Genomic DNA, 23,291 nt, shown 5'->3' with positions numbered 1-23,291 from the left:
CTCCAACACCGGGCCGCAACGCCCGGTGGTTTCTTTATGTGCGCAAGACGTTGGGAAGCGCTCTATTTTCCCAGGTCTTGTGTAAAATGACGTGTCCCGTGGGTTTTCCGCCGCGTTGCGTGGGAAAACCCTGTCAGGTCTCGAAAACGGGGGCCAGAGGAGGGCGCGTTTCCTTCACCCGGACCATTAGGTTCCGGGTGTACTGTTTTGAAAGGGAATGCGATGAGCAAGCGCGAATCCGCGAAATACAAAATCGACCGCCGTCTCGGCGAAAACATCTGGGGCCGCCCGAAATCCCCGGTCAACAAGCGCGAATACGGTCCCGGCCAGCACGGCCAGCGCCGCAAGGGCAAGCTTTCCGATTTCGGCCTGCAGCTTCGTGCCAAGCAGAAGCTGAAGGGTCACTACGGCGACGTTTCGGAAAAGCAGTTCCGCAAGGTCTATGAAGAGGCGGACCGCCGCAAGGGCGACACCTCGGAGAACCTGATCGGCCTGCTCGAGTCGCGTCTCGACGCGGTCGTCTACCGCGCCAAGTTCGTGCCGACCATCTTTGCCGCCCGCCAGTTCGTCAATCACGGTCACATCAACGTCAACGGCAAGCGCGTCAACATCGGCTCGTACCGCTGCAAGCCGGGCGACGTCATCGAAGTGCGCGAAAAGTCGAAGCAGTTGGTGATCGTCCTGGAATCGGTAGGCCTGGCCGAGCGCGACGTGCCTGATTACATCGAGGTCGACCACAACAAGATGACCGCGACCTTCGGGCGCATCCCCGGCCTGTCGGATGTTCCATTCGCCGTGCAGATGGAACCGAACCTGGTCGTCGAATTCTATTCGCGCTGATCGATTTCTTCATCTGCGACATCATCGAAGGCCGCCCCTCGAGGCGGCCTTTTCCTTTGGGCATCCGAAAATCGATTTCGATTTTCGGGCCGATGCGCTACTCCGGGGAGCAACAAGGACCTTTGAGGCCGACGCGCCATGAACATGCTGCCCGACGCCAAAACACTCGAACCGACCGTCGATGCCGACGGCGGCTTTCATCCGCTGTTTGCCGATGTGCCGTCCTCCGTCGAATTTAACAAGCTGCGCAAGCGGCTGCTGCGTCTCGCCCGTCAGGCGATCGATGATTTTTCGATGGTGAGGCCTGGCGATCGCTGGCTGGTCGCCTTGTCGGGCGGCAAGGATTCCTATGGCTTGCTTGCTTTGCTGCTCGACCTCAAATGGCGCGGGCTGCTGCCGGTTGACCTGTTGGCTTGCAATCTCGACCAGGGCCAGCCGAATTTTCCGAAACACATTCTGCCCGATTATCTCAACACATACGCCATTCCGCACCGCATTGAATATCAGGACACCTATTCGGTGGTGACCGACAAGCTTCCCGAGGGCAGCACCTACTGTTCGCTATGCTCGCGGCTCAGGCGCGGCCATCTCTACCGCATCGCGCGGGAGGAGGGCTGCTCGGCTTTGGTGCTCGGCCACCACCGCGAGGACATTCTCGAAACCTTTTTCATGAACCTGTTCCATGGCGGGCGCCTCGCCGCCATGCCGCCCAAGCTTCTCAACGACGACGGCGACGTTATGGTGCTGCGGCCGCTCGCCTATTGCGCCGAGGCCGATCTCGAAAAATTCGCCGGTGCCATGAAGTTCCCGATCATCCCGTGCGATCTGTGCGGCAGTCAGGACGGCCTGCAGCGCAATGCGATGAAGGCGATGCTCGACGACTTGGAAAAGCGCATGCCCGGCCGCAAGGACACGATGATCCACGCCATGACCAATGTGCGGCCCTCGCATCTGCTCGACAGAAAGCTATTCGATTTCGCCGCCCTCAACGAGACCCCTCACCACAAGGCAAAACGTCCCCGATGACATTTGACGATACCGCGATCGACTGGCTCGCCAAGCTTCTGTCCGACGCCGCCATTGCCGAGATCATGCCGCGCTTTCGCCGGCTGGATGAGGGCGAGGTCGGCCAGAAAACCTCGGCAGCCGACCTGGTGACGGAGGCCGACGTGAATGCCGAGCGGCTCATCACCGTCAGGCTGCGCGAGCGCTACCCTCAGGCGATGATCGTCGGCGAGGAAGCCTGCTCCGACGACCCGGCGCTGCTCCAGGGTCTCGGCGAAGCCGATCTCGCCTTCGTCATCGATCCGGTCGACGGCACCTTCAACTTCGCCTCCGGCGTGCCGCTGTTCGGCGTCATGCTCGGCGTCGTGGTGAATGGCGAGACCGTCGCCGGCATCATTTACGATCCCGTCGGCAAGGACTGGCTGATCGGCGCCAAGGGTGCTGGCAGCCACATACGGCACGCGCATGGCACTCTGGAGAAGGTGCATGTCGCCGAGCCTGCGCCGATCTCGCAAATGACCGGGGCGGTTTCCTGGCAATACATGCCCGAGCCGGAACGGTCACGGCTGGCGCGCAACCAGACGAAATCGTTGTCGCAATTCGGCTATCGCTGCGCGGCTCACGAATACCGCCTGCTGGCGAGCGGCCACGCCCACTTCGTCGTCTACAACAAGCTGATGCCGTGGGATCATCTGGCCGGTGTGCTGATCCATGCCGAAGCAGGTGGTTACGCGGCTCGTTTCGACGGCAGCGACTATCTGCCTTCGCATATCGGAGGTGGCCTTCTTGTCGCGCCGAACAAGGAAAGCTGGCGCGAACTGCGCCGCGAACTCTGGGCGGAATAGGCTGGCCGGGGATCATGCACTAGGCGGAGCTGACGCCCAGGTTTCCGCGATGGCGACTATGGCGGCGTTGATCGGTCCGCTCGGGATCGTCGGCATCACCGACGCGTCGACGATAAAGATGTTGTCAAAGCCGTTCAACCGCAAATCCGGGTCGACGACGGCGTCTGCATCCCCGCCCATCCTGCACGTGCCAGCAGGATGATGATGGGTGGAGGCAGCGCTGGCGATGAAGGCGTCAAGGTCGGCGTCCGACTGCACCGCTGATCCCGGCAGAACTTCCACGTCGCGCCACTCGTCGAGCGCTGCATGGTGACCAATCGCGCGCGCCGTCTTCAGCGCCGTCCGGAAAACCGCCCGGTCGTGTTCGGTTTCGAGATAATGCGGGTCGATGATGGGTGCATCGTTTCGGCCCGGCCCGCTCGGTGCGATGCGCCCACGGCTGGTCGGATGGGTGACGCCGCATAGAATGGTGAAAGCCGAGCCATAGGGTGGTGCATTCAAGCCCTCTGCGGCTGATGGAGCAACGACGCAGGCTAGCGCAATATCGGGGCTTCCCGTCGAACGGGTCGGATCAATACCGTGCAGGTACATCAACGATTCCGAGTGCTGCAGGCGCGACGGCGGCAGCGGCTTTTTCGTGCTGTAGACATTTCCAAGGGCCAGCAGATGATCCTGCAGATTGCGGCCGACATCGCGTCTGTCGGCGAGGCAGCGTATCCCCGCCCGCTTCAGTGTATCCGGATCGCCGATGCCAGACCGCATGAGGATGAGCGGCGACGACACCGCGCCGGCGCAAAGAACGATCCTGTCGGCGGAGATTGTCATGCTCGCTCCGTCGCACACGACAGCCACACCCGTGGCCCGCTGGCCTTCCAGCACGAGGTGCTCGACCTCATGGGCGGTTAGCAGAGCGAGGTTCGGTCGCGTCATGACCTCCGGCGGCAGATAGGCGTCGGCGACGCTCAGGCGCTTGCCGGCGCGGATGTTCAGCGAATTGGGGCTCGTGCCGGCGAGCTCGCCGCTGTTGTGGTCGGTCAGGACGGGGACCCCCATGGCCTGTCCAGCGGCCATGTAAGCGCGGACGACGGGGCTGACCTCCGCATCCGGCAGATAGACGTCCAACGGTCCGCTGCGGCCGCGTGACGGCGCATCGAACGCGGTGAAAGCTTCGCTGCGGACGAAGCCCGGCAACAAGCCCGAAAAGGACCAGCGCTCGCCGCCTGCTACTGCCCAGGGCTGGAAATCATCGGGATGGCCACGCACATAGGCCATCGCATGCAGGCAGCTAGAACCGCCGACGATCTTCCCGCGCGGCCATTCGTGGACGCGGTGTGCGGTAAAGGGTTGCGGCACCGTACGATAAGCCCAGTCATAGGCGCGGCCCTGCAGCATCGTCCATTTCAACGGGTCGGCGATATCGGGATCGGACGGCATGACCCCGGCTTCGATCAAGCCGACCTGGCACGCGCTGTCCTCGCTTAACCGGCTAGCCACCACCGAGCCGGCAGATCCGGCGCCGACGATCAGCACGTCGAAATGACGCATCAATTTAAAAGGTCCCGCGAGCAGGCTGTCTGGCTAGAATACGAGACGCTCATGCCGCAAAAGCGCCGGCGTTCGACCGTTCCGTGATTCGCCTTTGCACGGATAGCAAATGCGCGCGCATGGCCGCTTCGGCTGCTTCGGGGTCGCGTTTCGAGATCGCTTCGGCGATCAGACGATGTTCGCCGTCGCGCTCGGCGATCCGCTTAGGGCAGGTGGGTGCTGCGGTCCGTGCGACCTTGACCCGCGCATCGACCCCGACCTGGCGCAGCATCTTGTAGAATTCGGCGGCAAGATGGTTGCGAGCGGCAGCGACGATGGCGGAATGAAAAGCGAAATCGACCGCGCCAGACGAGGCATTCTCCGGCGTGTTTGCCGCATCGATGATCCGGGCCGTCTCAAACGAGGAGGCGCGCAGCGATGCCAGCCGGGCGAGGCCCGGCTCCATGAGCAGGCGCAACTCCAGAACCTCGATGGGGTTGGTTACCCTGACAAGTTCTTCGCCATATCGGGGCAGGGCGGTCGGCGCACGCCTGGCGCGCGTCGGTTTCAAATCACCTGATTGGCGCAGCATCTCGAGCGCCTTGCGAAGCTGATGACGTTTCACGTTGAGATGTTCGGCAAGGTCACGCTCGGAAGGAAGCTTGCCGCCGCCCTGCTGCAACTGGCGGACCGCTGCGATGATGTCGTCGAGATCCGATGATACGATCTGCGGCTCGAATGCGTTCAAAACCAAATCTCCTGTCTGATCGGCAGCCGCCGACTCAACGTCCTGACATCATAATTGTGACGTGGAATCGATGAACACGGCACTCAACCAACTCAACCAATCTACATCTGTGCCCAGTGGTTGACAACACCAGTTGCGCGATGGTTGAGTGCCCTATTGTTTCTTTGACGGCTCACATCTCGGTGGGGCCGTCCTTCTCCCGAGGACCGTGCATGCCGTTTGGGGAAACATTTGACTATGTCATCGTCGGAGCCGGGTCGGCCGGCTGCGTGCTGGCAAACCGCTTGAGCGAAGATCCTGATGTTTCCGTGCTGCTCCTCGAAGCCGGGGACTGGGATCGCGATCCAATGATCCACATCCCGCTCGGCTGGGGCAAGATCCTGACCGAGCGCCGTCACGACTGGATGTATTTCTGCGAGCCCGAGGCCAATGTCGGCGGGCGCAAGGTCGAATGCGCCCGCGGCAAGGTCATCGGCGGCTCTTCCTCCACCAACGCCATGGCCTATGTGCGCGGCAATCGCGGTGACTATGATCGCTGGGCGGCCAGCGGCCTGACCGATTGGTCGTTCGACAAGGTGCTGCCCTATTTCAAGAAGCAGGAGCGCTGGGAAAAGGGCGAGAGCGACTATCGCGGTGGCAGCGGTCCGCTGAACACGCAGTTCTGCCGCTACAAGGACGAGCTGATCGATGCCTTCGCTGCAGCCAGCCGGGATGCCGGATACCCCCAGACCGACGACTATAACGGCGCCGTGCAGGAAGGCTTTGGCCGCCTGCAGATGACGATCGCAAACGGTCGCCGCTGCTCGACCGCGTCGGCCTATCTGCGTCCCGCCATGCGCCGCAGCAATGTCAAGGTGCTGACCGGCGCGATGGCGACGAGGATCCTGCTGAAGGATGGGCGCGCGACCGGCATCGCCTACACCAGAGGCGGCGCGACCCACCAGGTGCTGGCGCGGCGTGAGGTCCTGCTTGCCGGCGGCGTCATCAATACGCCGCAGCTGCTGATGCTGTCGGGGATCGGCGATGGCGGCGAGCTCGCCGCGCATGGCATCGAGACGAAAGTCGACCGGCCGCAGGTCGGCAAGAACCTGCAGGACCACGTTTCGGTCATTTTGATGTATCGGCGCAATCAGCCAGGGCCATTCCTCAAGATGATGCGGGCCGATCGAATCGGGCTGGATTTCGTCAGGACCTATCTCACCGGAAAGGGCTTTTCGGGAGACGTGCCCGGCGGGGTCGTGGCGTTTCTGAAAAGCGATGCAAGCCGGCCGCTGCCGGATGTTCAGCTGCTTTTCACGGCTGCACCGCTTGCCGCATGGCCTTACATGTCGCCATTCAAGGCGCCCTTCGCCGATGGATTTGCGACGCGCATCGTCGCCGTCCAGCCGGAGAGCAGGGGGAGCGTCAAGCTGGCGTCGAGCGATCCGTTGGCGGCGCCGCTGATCCACCAGAATTTCCTGTCTTCGCCGCGTGACTGGCAGTCACTCCGCGCCGGCTTCCGCGTCGCGCGCAACCTCGCTGCGCAACCGTCGATGACGCCGTTCATCGCATCGGAATTCTTTCCGGGCTCACAATGCCAAAGCGACGACGAGATCGATGAGCATATTCGCAAGACGTCGATCACCGTGCATCATCCGGCCGGCACCTGCTGCATGGGTGTCGACGCCGGCTCGGTGGTCGATCCCGAACTGCGGGTGCGCGGCGTCGCCGGGCTCCGCGCAGTGGATGCTTCCGTGATGCCGGACCTCATTTGCGGCAACATCAATGCGGCGGTCATCATGATCGCTGAAAAGGCCTCGGATCTGATCCGCAGTCGTGCTGAACAAAGCATGGCGGCCTGATTGCTGTCGCCCTGCTTTCAACCAAAATCCTTTGGTTGAAAGAAAAAGTTTAGTTGGTTGGGCTGCCGTGGGAGGATTGCGGTCGTCGTGGCTCGATCTGCATCTGCTGGATCGGCTGTGTTTTTCCCGTATTTTGGCTCTTTCGTCTCTCTTTTGCGGCATTTGCCTTTCAAAAAAGCTTCTCAACCAAAAACTTCAAAAATTCTCAGTTTTGGGATTGTCGAGAAAAACCAATCCGAATACGGTTGAGTTGGTTAAATGCATTTTCTTCGCGAAGAGAGGTGTCAGACATGTCCATGGCGCAACCAGCAGACCTTACCGTTACCAACAAGAAGGCCGCGCTGAAGGGCCTGTATGACGCCCTCTACGAAAAGAACATGTTTCCGTTCTGGGCGACATCGGAAGGCGTCGATCACGACGAGATCAAGCAGCTCATGGCGACGTCGAAGGCGATACCCTTCGTCTGGTCCTATGCCGACATCGAGCCGCTGCTGCAGCGGGCCGCCGAACTGGTAACCATGGACGACAGCGAGCGCCGCTCGCTGATCCTGGTCAATCCGGGTCTGGCGCCCAAGCGCGCCTCGGTCAGCACGATGTACACCGCCTACCGCCTGAATGATCCAGACGAGATCATGCCGCCGCACAAGCATTCGCCGAGCGCTATACGTTTCGGCCTGACCGGCAAGGGCAACTTTACCGGCGTCGAAGGCGAGGATGTGGTATTCGGCCCTGGCGACATGGTGCTGACGCCGAACGACGCCTGGCACAATCACGGCACGGTCGGCGGCGAACAGGCAGTCAACCTTTCGGTTCTCGACCTGCCGCTGGTCGAGACACTGCACGCCGTGCATTTCGACCACAAATACACCGAGATGGTCGACGGCAAGGAAGTCGAGAAAAAGGTGCAGACCGCCCGTTTCCCGAGCGATTATTCGCAGCGCATCTATGGCGAGGGCGGCCTGATGCCGCGCTTCGTCGACCACAAGCGCGGCGGCGGCCTGTCATCGCCGATGTATGTCTATCGCTGGGAAAAGATGGAAGCGATCCTCGACGCGCACAAGGATTGGGACGGCGATCCGCACGAAGGCGTCGTCATCGACTATGTCGACCCCACCACTGGCGGCCCGGTCTTCCACACGATCAACTTCTACGTCCAGATGTTGCGGCCGGGCGAAAAGACGCTGCCGCAGCGAGAGACCGCCAGCCTGCTGCTGGCGCCGTTCCGCGGCAATGGCCATTCGATCATCGACGGCAAGCGCTACGACTGGAACCAGTTCGACACGATCGCCATACCAGGTGGTTCCTGGGTCGAGCATGTCAACGGCTCCTCGTCCGAGCCGGTCATCTTCTTCGGCGCGACCGATGCGCCGACCCAGAAGGCGCTGCTCCTCTACAAGCGCTGGGGCCGCAACCAGGCCGGCGATCTGCTCCGCATCGTCTAGTTTTTTGCAGCGGAAACTGTCCGCGCCGCCATAAGTGGCGCGGACGCCGAAAGAGACGTTTCAGCAGCAAGGGCTTATGCATTTGGTTTCGGCGTTCAACACAAAGCAGATCGGCCATGTCGACTGTCCGGGCGGTGGTCAGGTCTGGGTCGACGGCAACATTCTCTATATCGGCCACATGCGTCCGCCGAGCGGCACGACGCTGGTTGATATTTCCGATCCGCGCAATCCGAAGAAAATCGCGACGATCGACGTTCCGCCGGGTTGGCACTCGCACAAGGTGCGCGCCCAGGACGGTCTGATGATCATCAACCACGAGCGCTTCGGCGATGCGGGCCCGGCAGATTTCGGTGGTGGCCTGGCGCTTTACGACACGACCCGTCCGACAGAGCCGAAGCTGATCTCGAAGTGGATAACCGGCGGTCATGGCGTGCATCGCTACGACTATGACGGCCGCTATGCCTATATCTCGCCGACCGCCGACGGCTATGTCGGCAACATCGTGATGATCCTCGACCTGATCGATCCGGTGAATCCAGTCGAGGTCGGGCGCTGGTGGATACCGGGGCAATGGACCGGCGGCGGTGAAGAGTACCCGTGGCATGACTACGTCACGCCGCGCTGCCACCATCCGCTGCGCATGGGCGACCGGCTCTATGTCAGCTACTGGCATCACGGCCTGTTCATCCTTGACATTTCGGACATTTCGAAGCCGAAGCTTGTCTCGCATATCAATTCGAGCCCGAGTTTTCCGCATCCCACGCATACGTGCCTGCCAATCCCGCAGCCGCTAAAGGGCCGTAACATCATGGTGGTGGCGGACGAGGATGTCGCCAAGCTCCGACCTTCGCCGCCGGCCTTCACCTGGATCTACGACATCACCGACGAGACGAATCCGCTGCCGATCTCGACCTTCCAGGTGCCAGGCCTCGACCCGGATGGCGAACCACAACCGCCGATGACCGGATGCCATCAGCCTTCCGAGCGGTTCAAGGGCACCATCATTCCGTTCGCGTGGTTCGCGCAGGGGCTGCGGCTGGTCGACATCGCCGACCCGTTCGCCCCCAAGGAGGTCGGCCATTTCATGCCCGATGCGCCTGAAGGCGCCGAGCGCTCATCTTCCAACGACGTCACCATCGACGACCGCGGCATCGTCTACCTGATCGACCGCATCCGTGGCGTCGACATCATCGAAACCAGCGTTCTCTAGGGGGACAGGTTGAGCGACAGCACACGAAAATCCGCCAGTCACTACGCCATCGGCAAGAAGAATCCGAACCTGCCGTTTCATCCGGCGGTGCGTGCCGGTGATTTCATTTTCGTCTCCGGCCAGGTGCCGAAGGACGAGAACAACAACATGATCAGCGGCACGATCGAGGAAGAGACGCTGGCCACGCTGAAGACCATCGCGCGCGTCATTGCCGATGAGGGTGCAACGCTTTCCGATGTCGTGCGGATAACGACGTATCTCGAGGATACGCGCGACTTCGGCCGCTACAACAAGGCGTTCCTCGAAGGGATCGGCGACGCGGTGCTGGCACGCACGACCGTCGAGGCAAAGGCCGTCATCAACACCAAGATCGAAATGGACGCCATCGTCTATAAGCCGCTTCCGGCCGGCAAGTAGGCCACGACACAATCGAGGAGACGACATGTACAAGCTTTTGGGACGCCAGACATCGGGCAACGTTCAAAAGGTGCTCTTCATGCTCGAAGAGCTTGGTGCGCCATATGAGCGCGAGGACTACGGCCGCCAGTTCGAAAATACCCAGACGGCCGAGTACAAGGCACTCAACCCGACGTCGAAAGTCCCGACGCTGGTCGACGGCGACACCGTGATCTGGGAGTCCAACACCATCCTGCGCTATCTCGCGGCATCCGGCGGCGAACAGCTGAATGGCGCCACCCCTGCCGAAAAGACCGAGGTCGAGCGCTGGATGGATTTTCTGCTGGCGGCGGTCAATCCCGGCTATATGGCCGCCTTCAAGGGTGCCAAACTGACGCCCGAAGAGCAGACCGCCGAATACAAGGAACAGGTGAAGGACCTTGTGGCGCAACTCAAGATCGTCGACGGGCATCTGGCCGGCAAGGATTTCCTGGCGCTGGGCAAGCTGACTATCGCCGATATCGCCTGCGCGCCGATCCTGAAGCGCTGCATCGACTTCAAGATCGACCGGCCGTCGCTGCCGAATCTGGAGCGCTGGGTGGCCGCAATCGCCGCTCGTCCGGCCTTCAAAGCGGCGACCACCGCCGCCCCCGCAAAGGCGGCAAAATGATCAAGCGCGCCGCCCTCATCGGATTGGGAACGATGGGTCCGGGCATCGCCGCGCGGCTTTCGCACGGCGGGCTCGACGTGGCGGCGTATGATGTTTCCGACGTCGCGGTCGAACGCGCCCGCGGCATGCTCGACCTGGCCGGCGGGGTTCTGGACCGTCTCGACATCAAGGCGCCGACTACGGGCGCGGGCACGGTGCGGTTCGTCCGCACCCTCGCCGAGGCTGTCGATGGTGCGGAGCTGGTCATCGAGAATGTGCCTGAGAATATCGACATCAAGGCCGAAACCTATCGCGCCATCGACCCGCTGATCGGTTCTTCGGTGATCGTCGCCTCGGACACGTCAGGCATTCCGATCACCAAGCTGCAGGCCCATATCTCCCATCCCCAACGGATGGTCGGCATGCATTGGTCGAACCCGCCGCACATCATCCCGATGATCGAGGTGATCGGCGGCGAGAAGACCGCGCCTGAAACCGTGGCGACCATACGCGAGCTGATCCGCTCGATCGGCCTGTTGCCGGTGGTGGTGAAGAAGGACGTCCCGGGCTTCGTCGAAAATCGCGTGCTCTATGCGCTGCTGCGCGAGGCTGTCGACCTGGTCGAGCGCGGCGTCATCGAGCCGGAGGATCTCGATACCTGCGTTTCATGGGGCATCGGCTATAAGATCGCCGTCATCGGGCCGATGGCGCTGCTCGATATGGCGGGGCTCGACATCTACAAATCCGTGTCGTCGTTCCTGAACGCCGATCTCTCCAATCGGGATGATGTCGCGCCGATGGTTCTGGAGAAGACCGGTGCATCGAAGTTCGGCATCAAGTCGGGCGAGGGCATGTTCTCCTACACGCCCGAGCAGATAAAGACGCTGCAAGGCGAACGGGCGCGCAAGCTCGTAGCGGTGCGCCGCATCCTCGAAGGTCGGGAGTAGGCGATGGCACAAGTTGCGCGCAGCCGGGTTGGGGAGTTCTGCCGGTTGGTCGCTTGTGCGCACGGGGCCGGGATCACCGCCGTGAAGGCGGGTGTTCAAGCAACGAACGTGCATGGGACGACAAGCCATGCAGGTTGAAACCATTCGACCCGCCGGTGGCAGACCGACCCACATCCGCCACGACGACCTCATTTCCACCAAGGGTGTTTCGGTGGTCATGGGCACGGATCAGAACCGGCAACTGATCCTTAGGGATATTGACCTTTCGGTTCCGAAAGGGTCGTTCGTATCCCTCATCGGCCCTTCGGGTTGCGGCAAGAGTACATTGCTCAAAGTGCTGGCTGGGCTGGTCAGTCCGAGCAGCGGCAGCGTCTCGGTCGCCGGCGTTTCACCAGGCGAGGCGGCGCGCAAACGGATGATCGGTCTCGTCTTCCAGGACGCCAATCTGCTGCCGTGGAAAAACGCCGTCGACAATGCCTCGATGCTGCTCGGCATCGCCGACAAGTCGATGTCGCGCTCGGCGTTGCGGGCACGTGGGCAGGAGATGCTGGAACTGGTGGGACTTGGCGACGCCGCCCACAAGCGCCCAAACGAACTGTCTGGCGGCATGCGGCAGCGGGTCGCCATAGCCCGGGCTTTGGCGCTCGATCCGGCGGTCTTGCTGATGGATGAGCCGTTTGGCGCGCTTGACGCAATCACCCGCGATTCGATGGGCCAGTCGCTGCTCGAGATCTGGCAGAGGACCGGCAAGACAATTGTCTTCGTGACACATTCGATCGACGAAGCCATTCAGTTGTCCCGACAGGTTCACGTGCTGGGGATCAACCCTGGACGCATCACCCAGAGCCTGGACATTCCGCTGCCTTATCCGCGCGACGCTTCCGTGACCGAAGTCCCCGAATTTGTCCGGCTGGTGCTTCAGCTTCGGACGATGCTGCGCTCCAGCCATCAGCCGGGAGGCGCGACGTGAGCGAGCAACCTCTCATGAACCTCTCCCAGCCACAGCCTGTTTCCGGCTGGAACGCGGCGACAAGCAGCTGGCTTCCGGCGGTCATCCTTTTGCTGGTGACGATCGTGTTGTGGGAAGCCGCGGTGCGGATATTCTCCATTTCCTCCTTTATCGTGCCTGCCCCATCCGAGATTGCGAAATCGCTGGTCGCGCAATGGGGCACTCTCATGCAGGCGACAGTTGTCACGGCGGGCGAAATCCTGTTTGGCTTTCTTGTCTCGGTCATAGTCGGCATTGCGCTTGCTCTCGTCATCGTGCGTTTCGACTGGCTGGGCCGCGCTCTGTATCCGCTCGTCGTGTTGTTCCAGAACGTGCCGAAAGTTGCGCTGGCGCCGATCTTCATCCTCTGGTTCGGCTACGGGCTCGCCCCCAAAATCGGACTTATCCTGGTCATTGCCTTCTTCCCGGTGACGCTGTCGATGCTGGCGGGCATGCAGTCGGTCGACCGTTCGCTTCTGTCGCTGATGAATTCGGTCGGTGCCAGCCCTACCCAAATACTGTTCAGGATCCGCGTTCCCCACTCGCTTCCGAGCCTGATGGCTGGAACCAAGATCGCCGCAACCCTGAGTGTGATCGGCGCCATCGTCGGCGAATTTGCCGGAGCCTCGGACGGGCTCGGCTACGTCATCCAGTTCGCGTCGACCCAGCTCGATACGCCTCTGGTCTTTGCGGCGCTGCTGCTCGTTTCCGTGCTCGGCATCGCCTTCTACTACGCAGCCGAAATTCTCGAGCGTGTCGTGGTGCCGTGGGCACCGAAATTCAGCCAGGCCTAGGTTTTCTCGAACAACCAAGATCAAGAAGGGAACAAACAATGCTGAGACGCTCTCTTATCAAGGCAGCCACCTTCGCGGCGTTAGTCGGCGCGCTTGGTTTCTCGAACGCAGCTGAGGCGGCGGATAAGGTCAACGTTCAGCTCGACTGGGTGGTGCGCGGCAATCACGCCATGTTCTTTGTCGGCAAGGAAAAGGGCTTTTTCGCCAAGAACGACATCGATGTAAGCGAAGTCCGCAAGGGGTCCGGCTCGCCGGACGCCATGCGGCTGGTCGGCAACGGCAACGCTGAATTCGGCTTCGGCGATCTCCCCACGCTTGCCGTGGCAAGGTCGCAGAATGTTCCCGTCGTGGCACTGGCAGCGGTCAACCAGCAGTCGCCGCTCGGCATTATTTCGCTCGCCAAGACGCTCAAGCTGACCAAGCCTACCGATCTCAAGGGCCTGACCATCGGCATCCACCCGGCGGGCTCCACCTATATCTTCTTCAGGGGCTTCCTGGCTGCCAACGGCATGAGCGAGAAGGACATGACGCTCAACAGCGTCTCGCCGCCTTACGAGAGCTACCTACTGCTCGGGCGTGTGCAGACGGTGGTTGGCTATCTCGACGCAGAAGTGCCCGAACTAGAGGCCAAAGCCGGCGGCCCAGGGTCGCTGAGCATCATGCTCGGCGCCGACCACGGCTGGAAAGCCTATGGCTCGGGGTTGTTCACCTCTGAAGCGATGATCAAGGACAAGTCCGATGTCGTGAGGCGGTTCGTGAAGGCATACCGGGAAGCTTTCGACTATGTCGCGGCCCATCCGGAAGAAGCCGCCGAGATTACAGCCAAGGCGGTTCCTGGCTATGCCGAAAAGAAGGACGTGCTGCTGGCCCAGCTCAAGGCCGACATCGCCTCGACGTTCAACAGCCCGGCGACGAAGGAACACGGTCTCGGCTGGATGACGAAGGCCCAGTGGGAAGAGACCTTGAAGACGCTGACGGATCAGGGCGTGCTCAAAACGGCGCTGTCGGCAGACGACGTCTTCACCGACAAGTTCCTGGCGGCAGAGTGAAGGTTCAGGGCGGTGTCTGAAGTGGCAAACAGTCAGCGTCTACCGGCAGGCCAACCTGCCGTCCGCGCTGCCGCATGTCACCACCACTTGCCCCTTTGCGGCGCTGGCCCGGTCGAGCGCGACCTGCACGCGCGTGGCGTATGCCTGGCCGGCCAAGCCGCACCACAGCCGCTCGACGGGCAGGTTTTCGCGCTTGTCGTTGAGAATCGCAAACGTCCCGGTCTTTGGATCGAACCACAGCTCGACACGAGCGCTCTTGCCAGGCGCCGCGGTGGCGATCGTGGCCGAATACCAGTGGGCGAAGTCGGCGTTGCAGGAAAGCGCCTCGCGCCCCGCATTCGAGATCGTCAGCGGCACGGGATCGAGCCCTTCAGTGCCGGTTCGCACAGTGATGTGCCGCAATTCAACCGCGTTGGCGAACGACGTGAACGCCAGCGTTATCGGGAGGACATATCGCACAACCACCTTGCTTGAACTCCTGATAATTGTTCAGGCAGTCTACCTCGCTTTTGCGCAATAACAATAAGAATATCTTGGGTCAACCGAACAGAGAGGGTAACATGTCTAAGTTTCTGAAGAACAGCGTAAGCGCTGTTATATTAAGCGGCCTCTTGCTCGGCAACGCACTTGCCGCCGAGGTCAAGTCCATTGCCATCCTGACGCCGGAAGAAGGCACCGATTATGGCTGGAACCAGCAAGGTATCGACGCTGCCAAGGCGGCGGCGAAAGCTGCTGGTGTCGAGATAGTCGTGGCACAGGGGCTCGGCTATGGCGACGTGCGGCCGACATTGCGCGAATTGGCGGCTGACGGCGCCAGCCTGCTTATTGCCCATGCCAGCGGCTACAACACCGCCGCTCCCGAAATCGCCAAGGAAGCCAAGGTGCCGGTGGCAATCGTCGATACGCCGACCGGTCTGGAGAAGGGCCTCGTCGCCGACTACACGCTGAGCGGTCACGAGGGCGCGTATCTTGCCGGCCGTCTAGCCGCCAAGATGTCGCGCTCCAAGTCGGTCGGCATCGTCGTGTCCGGCGAGCCTCCGTCGTGGAACTCGCAGTCGGCGGCGTTCGCGCAGGGGGTGAAGGCCGAGAGCCCGGACGTCAAGGTTACCTATGCTGTGATCGGACCCGCCGCCTATAGCGATGCGGCCGGCGGCAAGCGCGTCACCGAAAGCGTGATCGCATCGGGCGCCGACATCATCTTCGGCCAGGGCAACGGCTCGAGCTTCGGAATGCTGCAGGCGGTCGAGACGACTAAGGCCGGCGACGGCGGCAAGGTCTATTTCATCGATGTCATCGGCGACAAGACGCCGATCGACAAAGGCTTCCTGCTGTCGTCGGTGGTCTGGAACATCGAGCCGGTCTATGCGGCGATGATCGCCGACCTGAAGGCCGACACGTTCGGCACCAAGAGCTACTCGATCGGCCTCAAGGACGATTCAGTCAAGCTTCTGAAAACCGCTGCGATCCCCGAGGATGTCTGGGCGCAGATCCAGGCGCAGCGCGAAGACATCATTTCCGGCAAGACCAAGGTCGATCCGGTCTATGATGCGGCCGCCGTCAGGGCGCTGATGACCAGCGTCGCCCAGTAAGGCGATCAACAGCAGGCTGCCGGAGGGGCGATCCGTTCGCCCCTCCGGACCGAATTCATATTTTCAAGGCCTTGGCTTTTATGAGCAGTGCTTCCTCATTGTCGGTCGCCAAGCGCGACATCGTCGCGCTTGAAGGCGTCACCAAACGGTTCCCTGGCGTCGTCGCTAACAACAGCGTCGATCTGGCGATCCGTCCAGGTGAAGTGCATGTGCTGCTCGGCGAAAACGGCGCCGGAAAATCCACCTTGATCGGCATGCTGTCGGGCCTCCAGCAGCCGGACGAGGGGCGCATATTGGTCGACGGCGAGCCGACCGCGATCACGTCGCCCCGCCATGCACTGGCGCTTGGCATCGGAACCGTATTCCAGCACATGATGCTGGTGCCGACGCTGACGGTGGCGGAAAACCTGCTGCTCGGCGGGCCATGGTGGCAGCGCCCCAAGGCCGAAGAATTGGAAGCGCGTGTCGCTGAAATCACCAGAACGCTTGGCATCACGGTCAAGCTCCATGCCAAGGTGTCCGAACTTTCGCTCGGCGAACAGCAGCAGGTCGAGATCCTGCGCGCGATGGTGCGCAACAGCCGACTGCTGATTCTCGACGAGTCGACCTCGATGCTGACGCCGAAGGGCATCGACGAGCTGGGCGCGTTGATGCGCCGCCTGGTCGAGCAGGGGTTGGCGATCGTCTTCATCACCCACAAGCTCAAGGAGGCGGCGGCCTTCGGCGATCGCATCTCGGTGCTGAAACTCGGCCGCAAGGTCGGCGAGATTCCTCCCGAGCGGTTTCGCGCGCTGGGCGAGCAGGCGATCATCTCTGAGATCGTGGAATTGATGTTCGGCAAGCAGAAGGACGACCCGGAAGCGGCCGAGTGTCCTATTCGTACAGTCCGCGCCGACGCGGCTCCGCTGCTTCAGGTCCATGATCTCGGCGTTGCGTCGACAGACGATGCACCGGGTCTGTCGTCGATTTCGTTCGATATCCGTCCAGGCGAGCTGCTGGGCATCGCCGGTATCGACGGCAATGGCCAGAAGCAACTGGCGGAGGCGCTGGCTGGCCAGCGTGCGACGGTGGGCGGTTCGGTGCGGCTGGAGGGAGCGCCCATCGAGGCGCTGAGCGTCGGCGAACGCCGCCAGAGAGGCCTTCGTTACCTGACCGACGACCGGCTCGGTGAGGGGACGGTCGGGACCTTCCCGGTCTCGATCAACTTCTTTCTCAAGCAGGTCGGCGCGGCGCCCTTCTGGCGCAAAGGCGTCGAGCAGCGCGCCGAAATCGACAAGCGCGCGGCCCAACTGGTCCGCGAATATGACGTGCGTACGCCAAGTCTGAAAACGCCGGTCGCCCGGCTCTCCGGCGGCAATATCCAGAAGGTGCTGCTCGCGCGCGAACTCGCCGAAGGCGCAAAAGTGGTGATCTTCAACAAGCCGACATACGGGCTCGATCTCGCCAACACATTGGCTTCGCGTCAGCGAATCCGCGATACGGCGGCTCGCGGCCTTGCCGTGCTGCTCATCTCCACCGATCTCGAAGAGTTGCTCAGCATGTGCGACCGCATCGCCGTCATCTCGAACGGGTCGCTCGTCGGCACCGTCGAGAATGCCGACGACGCCCGCACCAAGGTCGGTCGCTTGATGATCGGACTTGCCGCATGAGCATCGACACCGCCCCAGTCGCCAGCGCAACCGCACTCGATGCCACGGCTGCGATGGCTACGCGCCGCGACATCCAGCATCGGCTGCTGATGACGCTCGGCCCTATACTGGCCGCGCTGATCATCGCCGGCTGCATCCTGCTTGCCGTCGGCGTCGATCCGCTTGCCTATTATGGTTTTGTGCTCAAGCGAGGGCTTTTGTCGCCGCTCGGCATCCAGCAGACGCTGACGCGCATGGCGCCGCTGCTGTTTCTTGCCGCCGGCCTGATCGTGGCCTTTCGCGCCGGTATGTGGAACCTGGGCGGTGACGGCCAGTTCCTGCTCGGCGCGGTAACGGCGGCGGCCAGCGCTCCGGCTCTCGTGGAGGTCATACCGGCCTGGCTGGCGCTAATCTGCTCGTTCGTCATCGCCATGTTGGTCGCGATGATCTGGTCGCTGGTGCCGGCGCTGCTGCGCGCCTATCAGGGCGTCAACGAGATCATCACCACGCTGATGATGACGTTTCTGGGCACCTCGCTTGCCAATGTGCTGGTCAAGCTGATGTTTCGCGATCCGGGCACAACCGTGCCGCAGACCCGCACCTTGCCGGTCGAGGACCGGCTGCCGCGCCTGTTCGACACGACCATCACAAGCGGATTGCTTCTCGGACTGGTGGCGATCATCACCGTACATCTGGTGATGACGCGAACGGCCTTCGGCCTGAAGTTGAGGATCGTTGGGGCTAACCCACGTGCAGCCATCCATGCGGGGCTCGGCGTGCCGACGCTCACCATTGCCGTCTTCGCCATTTCGGCCGGTCTGGCCGGCCTTGCGGGCGCTGTCGATATCCTCGGCGTCCAGGGTAACGTCCGCGCCGACTGGAACCCCGCGTACGGGCTGGCTGTCATTCCGGTCGTGTTCCTCGCCCGCATGAACGGCTTTGCCGCGATCGGTTTCGTGTTCCTGCTTTCGGTGCTGTCGATCGGCGGCGAGAGCGCGGCCCGCCGGCTCGGCGTGCCCAACCATTTCACGCTGGTGCTCGTCTCCATCGTGCTGATCGTGCTCGCACTCGCCGAATACATTGATCACCGCTATAACCAGTCGCGAAAGGCCTGAAGCCATGACCGGGCTGTTCAGCGATGTCTTTCTCAGCGCGCTTTTGTTCGGCGCGGTCACCGCGGCGATCCCGCTGCTGCTGGCCGGCCTCGGCGAGCAGATGTCGGAAAAGGCCGGGGTGCTCAACATCGGCATCGAGGGCATGATGCTGGCCGGCGCCTATCTCGGTTTCGTCGGCGCCTTCTATTCCGGATCGCTGTGGCTGGGCTTTCTCACCGGCGCCGGCGGCGGTGTCGCGGTGGCGCTGGTCATGGCGCTGCTTTGCGTGCGCATCGGGCTGAACCAGATCGTCATTGGCATCGCGCTGACGCTCGGGCTGGAAGGCCTGACTGCACTGCTCCACCACTTTCAGTTTTCGCGCAGCTATCCCCGCCTGCCGGCGGTGGAGGTGACGGTCATTCCATTGTTGTCGGACATTCCGGTCATCGGGCCGGCGCTGTTCAGGCAGCATCTCATCGTCTATCTGGCGGTCGCACTGGTTTTCGCCATGGGCTACATCTACCGGCGCACGCAGCTTGGCCTCAACCTGCAGGCTGCGGGCGACAAGCCGGCCGCACTCGATGTTGCCGGCATCTACGTGGTGCGAACCCGCACCGTCGCCGTACTGACGACCGGAGCACTGGCCGGGCTCGGCGGCGCCTATCTTGCCAATGTCGGCGCCGGCCTGTTCATCCCGTTCATCACCAATGGCGCGGGCTTTCTCGGCATCGTGCTGGCCATGCTGGCGCGCGGTCGCCCGGTCTGGGTGCTGTTCGGCGCGCTGCTGTTCGGCGTCTGCCTGTCGCTGACGACGGCCATGCAGGTGGCCGGCATCAACATACCGACCGACGTCATCCAGATGCTGCCGTTCCTTGCGGTGATGATAATGCTGGTGCTGTTTGGCCGGCGGGCCAGCCTGCCGGCGGCGCTCGGCATTCCATACGAGCGCGGCGCGCGCTGATCACAGGTTCATGCGCGGACGGGACCCGCGCCAAAAGAGGAGACAAAAAATGTCGGATACCAAGGTCTACCTGCTCGACGGCGGCTCGCTCGTTCTCGACGGCTATCACGTGTTCTGGAATCGCGGCCCCGGTGGCGAAGTTCGCTTTCCCGTCTATTCGATCCTGATCGAGCATGCCGAGGGCCGGTTTCTCATCGACACCGGCTACGACTACGATCACGTGATGAAAGTGCTGCCTTTCGAAAAGCCGATCCAGGAAAAGCACCAGACCATTCCCGGCGCCCTGGCGCTGCTCGGCCTCGAGCCGAAGGATATCGACGTCGTCGTCAACTCGCATTTCCATTTCGACCATTGCGGCGGCAACAAGTATTTTCCGCATGCCAAGAAGATCTGTCACCGGACCGAGGTGCCGCAGGCCTGCAATCCCCAGCCTTTCGAGCATCTCGGCTATTCCGATCTGAGCTTCTCGGCGGAAGCCGCCGAAGCGCGTGGCGCGACCGCGCAATTGCTGGAAGGCACGACGCGGGCCAACTCGACCTTTGAGGGCGTAGAGGGCGATGTCGAGCTTGCCAGAGGCGTCAGGCTGATCTCGACGCCGGGTCATTCGATCGGCCATTACAGCCTGCTGGTCGAGTTTCCCAAGCGCAAGCCGATCATGTTCACCATCGATGCGGCCTACACGCAGAAGAGCCTTGAAACGCTATGCCAGGCGGCCTTCCACATCGACCCGGTGGCGGGCGTCAATTCGATGCGCAAGGTGAAGAAGCTCGCCGAGGACCATGGCGCCGAGCTGATGTATTCGCACGACATGGAAAACTTCAAAACCTATCGGACCGGCACGCAATTCTACGGCTGACCGCCGCCAATGCGGAGACAAAGACCATGCGCTATCTCGAACACGCCGAACCGGTCATCACGCTCACCGCGGGGCCGGTGAACGCTTATCCCGATGTGCTGCGCGGCCTCGGCCGCACCGTGCTCTACGATTACGACCCGGCGTTCCAGCTCTTTTACGAGGCTGTGGTCGACAAGGCGCAGAAGGCGATGCGGCTGTCGAACAAGCCGGTTATTCTGCATGGCGAGCCGGTTCTTGGCCTGGAGGCCGCCGCAGCCTCCCTGATCGCGCCCGACGACGTCGTGCTCAATCTCGTCTCCGGCGTATACGGCAAAGGCTTTGGCTATTGGGCGAAGCGCTATTCGCCGCATCTGCTCGAAATCGAGGTGCCCTACAACGAGGCGATCGACCCGCAGGCGGTTGCCGCAATGCTGGAAGCACATCCGGAAATCAGCATCGTTTCCGTCTGCCACCACGACACGCCGTCGGGCACCATCAACCCGATCGACGCCATCGGCGCGCTGGTTTCGGCGCATGGCGCCTATCTAATCGTCGATGCCGTTTCGTCCTTCGGCGGTATGAAAACGCATCCGCAGGATTGCAAGGCCGATATCTATGTCACCGGCCCGAACAAATGCCTGGGCGCGCCTCCCGGCCTTACGATGATGGGCGTCAGCGAGCGCGCCTGGGCCAAGATGAAGCCAAATCCACTGGCGCCACGCGCGTCGATGCTCAGCATCGTCGATTGGGAGCATGCGTGGTCGAAGGACCAGCCGTTTCCGTTCACGCCGTCCGTCGCGGAGATGAACGGGCTCGACGTCGCGCTCGACCTATACCTCAACGAGGGACCGGCGGCGGTGTGGGCGCGTCACGCGCTCACCGCCAAAGCCATGCGCGCGGGCGTCGCCGCCATGGGTCTGTCGATCTGGGCCGCCCGCGACAATATCGCGTCGCCGACCACGACCGCCGTCAGGACGCCCGAAGGCATCGACGAGAAGGCGCTTCGCCAGGCCGCGCGCGCCCGCTACGGCGTGGTGTTTTCGTCTGGCCGCGGTGAAACATTGGGCAAGCTGACACGCATCGGCCATATGGGCCCGACCGCCCAGCCGATCTATGCGATCGCGGCGCTGACGGCACTTGGCGGCGCGATGAATTCCTTGGGCCAGGAACTCGCGGTCGGCAAAGGCATCGACGCGGCGCTCGCCATTATCGACGCCGACGCGTGAACCAGAAAATAACCAGATCACAATCGAGGGAGCGTTTTCATGACTGAACGGCTTGCGGGAAAGACGGCCCTGGTTACCGGGGCCGCACAAGGCATCGGCAAGGCGATCGCCGCGCGCTTGGCCGCCGATGGCGCGACCGTCATCGTCAGCGACATCAACGGGGAAGGCGCCGAAACGGCGGCTGCGTCGATCGGCGGAAAAGCGAAGGCGATCGCCGCCGACATTTCCGATCCTGCATCCGTCAAGGTGCTCTTCGCCGAGATCCAGGCCCTGACCGGGGGCATCGACATTCTGGTCAACAACGCCAGCATCGTGCCTTTCGTCGCCTGGGACGATGTCGACCTCGATCATTGGCGCAAGATCATCGACGTCAATTTGACCGGCACCTTCATCGTCAGCCGCGCGGGAACGGACCAGATGCGTGCCGCGGGCAAGGCCGGCCGGGTGATCAACATTGCCTCCAACACCTTCTTTGCCGGCACGCCGAACATGGCGGCCTATGTCGCGGCCAAGGGCGGCGTCATCGGTTTCACCAGGGCGCTCGCCACAGAGCTCGGCAAATACAACATCACCGCCAACGCGGTGACGCCGGGCCTGATCGAGAGTGATGGCGTCAAGGCGAGCCCGCACAACGAGGCGTTCGGCTTCGTCGAGATGCTGCAGGCTATAAAAGGCAAAGGGCAGCCTGAGCACATTGCTGATGTGGTGTCGTTCCTGGCCTCGGATGACGCACGCTGGATCACCGGCCAGACGCTGAATGTCGACGCTGGCATGGTGCGCCACTAAAAGCGCGCCGCGTCCGAAAGGATTCATGTGACGCGCTGATATCGATGGAGGCTTTCGTCGAAAAATTCGCCTACATTATATTTATCCGCGCGAAACCGGAGACCCGAGATGAAACCTCGGTCCGCAATTGTCGCCCTTACCCTTGCCTTGGTTGCCAGTCCGAACGCGGCAACATCGCAGGAACGCGCATGTCGCAGTCCCGATCCCGTCGACACCATAAACGAGATGTTCTCCGCGATCGTCGCCTGTTGGGAGCCGCCGCCCGGAACCGCGGGCATGACCCTGACGCTGCAGTTCTCAATTCGCCGAAACGGCACACTTATCGGCAAGCCTCGCGCCACTTACTCCCGTCTAGGGAATGATGCCACCCTCAACCGGGCTTTCGTGGCTTCCGTCCTCGAGGCGCTCGACAAGGCTCTGCCACTGCCCGTTTCGGACAGCATGGGTGGAGCGATCGCAGGGCGTATGCTGTTCCCTCGCTTCACAGCACCGAGTGGGGGTGCATCCTAAAAAAACACGTCCGGCAATGGTGCATTAGGGGCATCGGCGCAGAGCCCCCCTAGAGCGTTCTGTTTTTAGGTAGACGCATATCCGGCGTTCTTGATGTAGTTGGCGCATTCCGCCGGCGTGTAATGATCAAGGATCTGGCCGATGGCGGCAGTGATGGCCTCGATGGTTCGCGCGGCTGCTTTTCGAAGAAGCGTCTTGAGCTTGGCGAAGACCTGCTCGATCGGATTGAGATCGGGAGAGTATTTGGGCAGGAAGATCAGCTTGGCGCCGGCCGCGCGAATGGCTCGGCGGATGGCCTTTGCCTTGTGCGAGCCAAGATTGTCCAGGATGACGATGTCGCCTGGCTGGAGAGTTGGGACGAGTACCTGTTCGACATAGGCCAGG

Annotated in this window: 25 protein-coding genes; 21 read left to right on the top strand and 4 right to left on the bottom strand. The window is 62.2% G+C overall.

What is annotated here, in order from left to right; translation table 11 throughout:
• The first annotated feature begins 222 nt into the window (after positions 1-222).
• The 3 genes from rpsD (at position 223) to AC0L25_RS11935 (ending at position 2,690) form a co-directional block, all read left to right on the top strand.
• Positions 223-840, top strand: a complete 618-nt coding sequence (rpsD, locus tag AC0L25_RS11945; RefSeq protein ID WP_029353615.1) for a 30S ribosomal protein S4 — start codon at positions 223-225, stop codon at positions 838-840.
• 138 nt (positions 841-978) lie between these two features.
• On the top strand, positions 979-1,866 hold the full coding sequence (gene ttcA / locus AC0L25_RS11940) for a tRNA 2-thiocytidine(32) synthetase TtcA (protein ID WP_473595674.1): 888 nt from the start codon (positions 979-981) through the stop codon (positions 1,864-1,866).
• Positions 1,863-2,690 carry an inositol monophosphatase family protein gene (locus AC0L25_RS11935; protein ID WP_473595673.1) on the top strand — a complete coding sequence of 276 codons (828 nt, stop codon included), beginning with the start codon at positions 1,863-1,865 and terminating at the stop codon, positions 2,688-2,690. Before ttcA ends, AC0L25_RS11935 begins: the two co-directional genes overlap by 4 nt.
• 12 nt (positions 2,691-2,702) lie before the next feature.
• Here AC0L25_RS11935 and AC0L25_RS11930 read toward each other — a convergent pair whose 3' ends face one another.
• Positions 2,703-4,238: a GMC family oxidoreductase gene (locus AC0L25_RS11930; RefSeq protein WP_473595672.1), complete on the bottom strand. Its 1,536-nt coding sequence runs from the start codon at positions 4,236-4,238 to the stop codon at positions 2,703-2,705.
• A gap of 46 nt (positions 4,239-4,284) precedes the next feature.
• Entirely contained in the window at positions 4,285-4,962 is a 678-nt protein-coding gene (locus AC0L25_RS11925) for a FadR/GntR family transcriptional regulator (RefSeq protein ID WP_473595671.1), read from the bottom strand.
• Positions 4,963-5,174: 212 nt separating this feature from the next.
• On the opposite strand from AC0L25_RS11925, the gene AC0L25_RS11920 reads away from it, so the two are divergent.
• The 10 genes from AC0L25_RS11920 (at position 5,175) to AC0L25_RS11875 (ending at position 14,278) form a co-directional block, all read left to right on the top strand.
• Complete coding sequence (locus AC0L25_RS11920; protein ID WP_473595670.1) at positions 5,175-6,803, top strand: GMC family oxidoreductase; 1,629 nt, start codon at positions 5,175-5,177, stop codon at positions 6,801-6,803.
• Positions 6,778-7,161 (top strand): hypothetical protein, encoded by a 384-nt coding sequence (locus AC0L25_RS11915; RefSeq protein ID WP_473595669.1) that lies wholly within the window; start codon positions 6,778-6,780, stop codon positions 7,159-7,161. The genes AC0L25_RS11920 and AC0L25_RS11915 overlap by 26 nt, the downstream gene beginning before the upstream one ends.
• A complete protein-coding gene (locus tag AC0L25_RS11910) occupies positions 7,100-8,245 on the top strand; it encodes a cupin domain-containing protein (RefSeq protein ID WP_473595668.1) in 1,146 nt (381 codons plus the stop codon). The genes AC0L25_RS11915 and AC0L25_RS11910 overlap by 62 nt, the downstream gene beginning before the upstream one ends.
• 76 nt (positions 8,246-8,321) lie before the next feature.
• Positions 8,322-9,455: an LVIVD repeat-containing protein gene (locus AC0L25_RS11905; RefSeq protein ID WP_473595667.1), complete on the top strand. Its 1,134-nt coding sequence runs from the start codon at positions 8,322-8,324 to the stop codon at positions 9,453-9,455.
• Positions 9,456-9,464: 9 nt separating this feature from the next.
• On the top strand, positions 9,465-9,872 hold the full coding sequence (locus AC0L25_RS11900; protein ID WP_029353627.1) for a RidA family protein: 408 nt from the start codon (positions 9,465-9,467) through the stop codon (positions 9,870-9,872).
• A gap of 25 nt (positions 9,873-9,897) precedes the next feature.
• Positions 9,898-10,521 carry a glutathione S-transferase family protein gene (locus AC0L25_RS11895; protein ID WP_473595666.1) on the top strand — a complete coding sequence of 208 codons (624 nt, stop codon included), beginning with the start codon at positions 9,898-9,900 and terminating at the stop codon, positions 10,519-10,521.
• The gene (gene fhmpcd1, locus AC0L25_RS11890; protein ID WP_473595665.1) at positions 10,518-11,447 is read left to right on the top strand and encodes a 5-formyl-3-hydroxy-2-methylpyridine 4-carboxylate 5-dehydrogenase; all 930 of its coding nucleotides are present in this window, start codon (positions 10,518-10,520) and stop codon (positions 11,445-11,447) included. The genes AC0L25_RS11895 and fhmpcd1 overlap by 4 nt, the downstream gene beginning before the upstream one ends.
• A 127-nt stretch (positions 11,448-11,574) precedes the next feature.
• Positions 11,575-12,417: an ABC transporter ATP-binding protein gene (locus tag AC0L25_RS11885; RefSeq protein ID WP_473595664.1), complete on the top strand. Its 843-nt coding sequence runs from the start codon at positions 11,575-11,577 to the stop codon at positions 12,415-12,417.
• Entirely contained in the window at positions 12,414-13,229 is an 816-nt protein-coding gene (locus tag AC0L25_RS11880; RefSeq protein ID WP_473595663.1) for an ABC transporter permease, read from the top strand. The genes AC0L25_RS11885 and AC0L25_RS11880 overlap by 4 nt, the downstream gene beginning before the upstream one ends.
• 38 nt (positions 13,230-13,267) lie before the next feature.
• Positions 13,268-14,278 (top strand): ABC transporter substrate-binding protein, encoded by a 1,011-nt coding sequence (locus AC0L25_RS11875; protein WP_473595662.1) that lies wholly within the window; start codon positions 13,268-13,270, stop codon positions 14,276-14,278.
• 39 nt (positions 14,279-14,317) lie between these two features.
• Here AC0L25_RS11875 and AC0L25_RS11870 read toward each other — a convergent pair whose 3' ends face one another.
• Positions 14,318-14,737 (bottom strand): hypothetical protein, encoded by a 420-nt coding sequence (locus AC0L25_RS11870; RefSeq protein ID WP_473595661.1) that lies wholly within the window; start codon positions 14,735-14,737, stop codon positions 14,318-14,320.
• 101 nt (positions 14,738-14,838) lie between these two features.
• On the opposite strand from AC0L25_RS11870, the gene AC0L25_RS11865 reads away from it, so the two are divergent.
• The 8 genes from AC0L25_RS11865 (at position 14,839) to AC0L25_RS11830 (ending at position 22,907) form a co-directional block, all read left to right on the top strand.
• Positions 14,839-15,867: a putative B6 ABC transporter substrate-binding protein gene (locus AC0L25_RS11865; RefSeq protein ID WP_473595660.1), complete on the top strand. Its 1,029-nt coding sequence runs from the start codon at positions 14,839-14,841 to the stop codon at positions 15,865-15,867.
• An 80-nt stretch (positions 15,868-15,947) separates the two neighbouring features.
• Positions 15,948-17,516 carry a putative B6 ABC transporter ATP-binding protein gene (locus tag AC0L25_RS11860; RefSeq protein ID WP_473595659.1) on the top strand — a complete coding sequence of 523 codons (1,569 nt, stop codon included), beginning with the start codon at positions 15,948-15,950 and terminating at the stop codon, positions 17,514-17,516.
• Complete coding sequence (locus AC0L25_RS11855) at positions 17,513-18,610, top strand: putative B6 ABC transporter permease subunit 2 (protein ID WP_473595658.1); 1,098 nt, start codon at positions 17,513-17,515, stop codon at positions 18,608-18,610. The genes AC0L25_RS11860 and AC0L25_RS11855 overlap by 4 nt, the downstream gene beginning before the upstream one ends.
• A 4-nt stretch (positions 18,611-18,614) precedes the next feature.
• Positions 18,615-19,550 carry a putative B6 ABC transporter permease subunit 1 gene (locus tag AC0L25_RS11850; RefSeq protein WP_473595657.1) on the top strand — a complete coding sequence of 312 codons (936 nt, stop codon included), beginning with the start codon at positions 18,615-18,617 and terminating at the stop codon, positions 19,548-19,550.
• A gap of 49 nt (positions 19,551-19,599) precedes the next feature.
• Positions 19,600-20,406 carry a 4-pyridoxolactonase gene (gene pldA, locus AC0L25_RS11845; protein WP_473595656.1) on the top strand — a complete coding sequence of 269 codons (807 nt, stop codon included), beginning with the start codon at positions 19,600-19,602 and terminating at the stop codon, positions 20,404-20,406.
• Positions 20,407-20,432: 26 nt separating this feature from the next.
• Positions 20,433-21,611: a pyridoxamine--pyruvate transaminase gene (ppaT, locus tag AC0L25_RS11840; protein WP_473595655.1), complete on the top strand. Its 1,179-nt coding sequence runs from the start codon at positions 20,433-20,435 to the stop codon at positions 21,609-21,611.
• A gap of 39 nt (positions 21,612-21,650) precedes the next feature.
• On the top strand, positions 21,651-22,397 hold the full coding sequence (gene pldH / locus AC0L25_RS11835; RefSeq protein ID WP_473595654.1) for a pyridoxal 4-dehydrogenase, SDR-type: 747 nt from the start codon (positions 21,651-21,653) through the stop codon (positions 22,395-22,397).
• Between the two features lie 108 nt (positions 22,398-22,505).
• Positions 22,506-22,907 carry a hypothetical protein gene (locus AC0L25_RS11830; protein WP_473595653.1) on the top strand — a complete coding sequence of 134 codons (402 nt, stop codon included), beginning with the start codon at positions 22,506-22,508 and terminating at the stop codon, positions 22,905-22,907.
• A gap of 65 nt (positions 22,908-22,972) precedes the next feature.
• Here AC0L25_RS11830 and AC0L25_RS11825 read toward each other — a convergent pair.
• Positions 22,973-23,291 (bottom strand): transposase (locus AC0L25_RS11825; protein ID WP_473595652.1); only part of this gene is annotated, 319 nt, incomplete at its 5' end.

It is taken from the genome of Mesorhizobium sp. WSM4813, from assembly GCF_055811555.1.
This window is presented reverse-complemented; position numbering and strand designations above follow the sequence as displayed.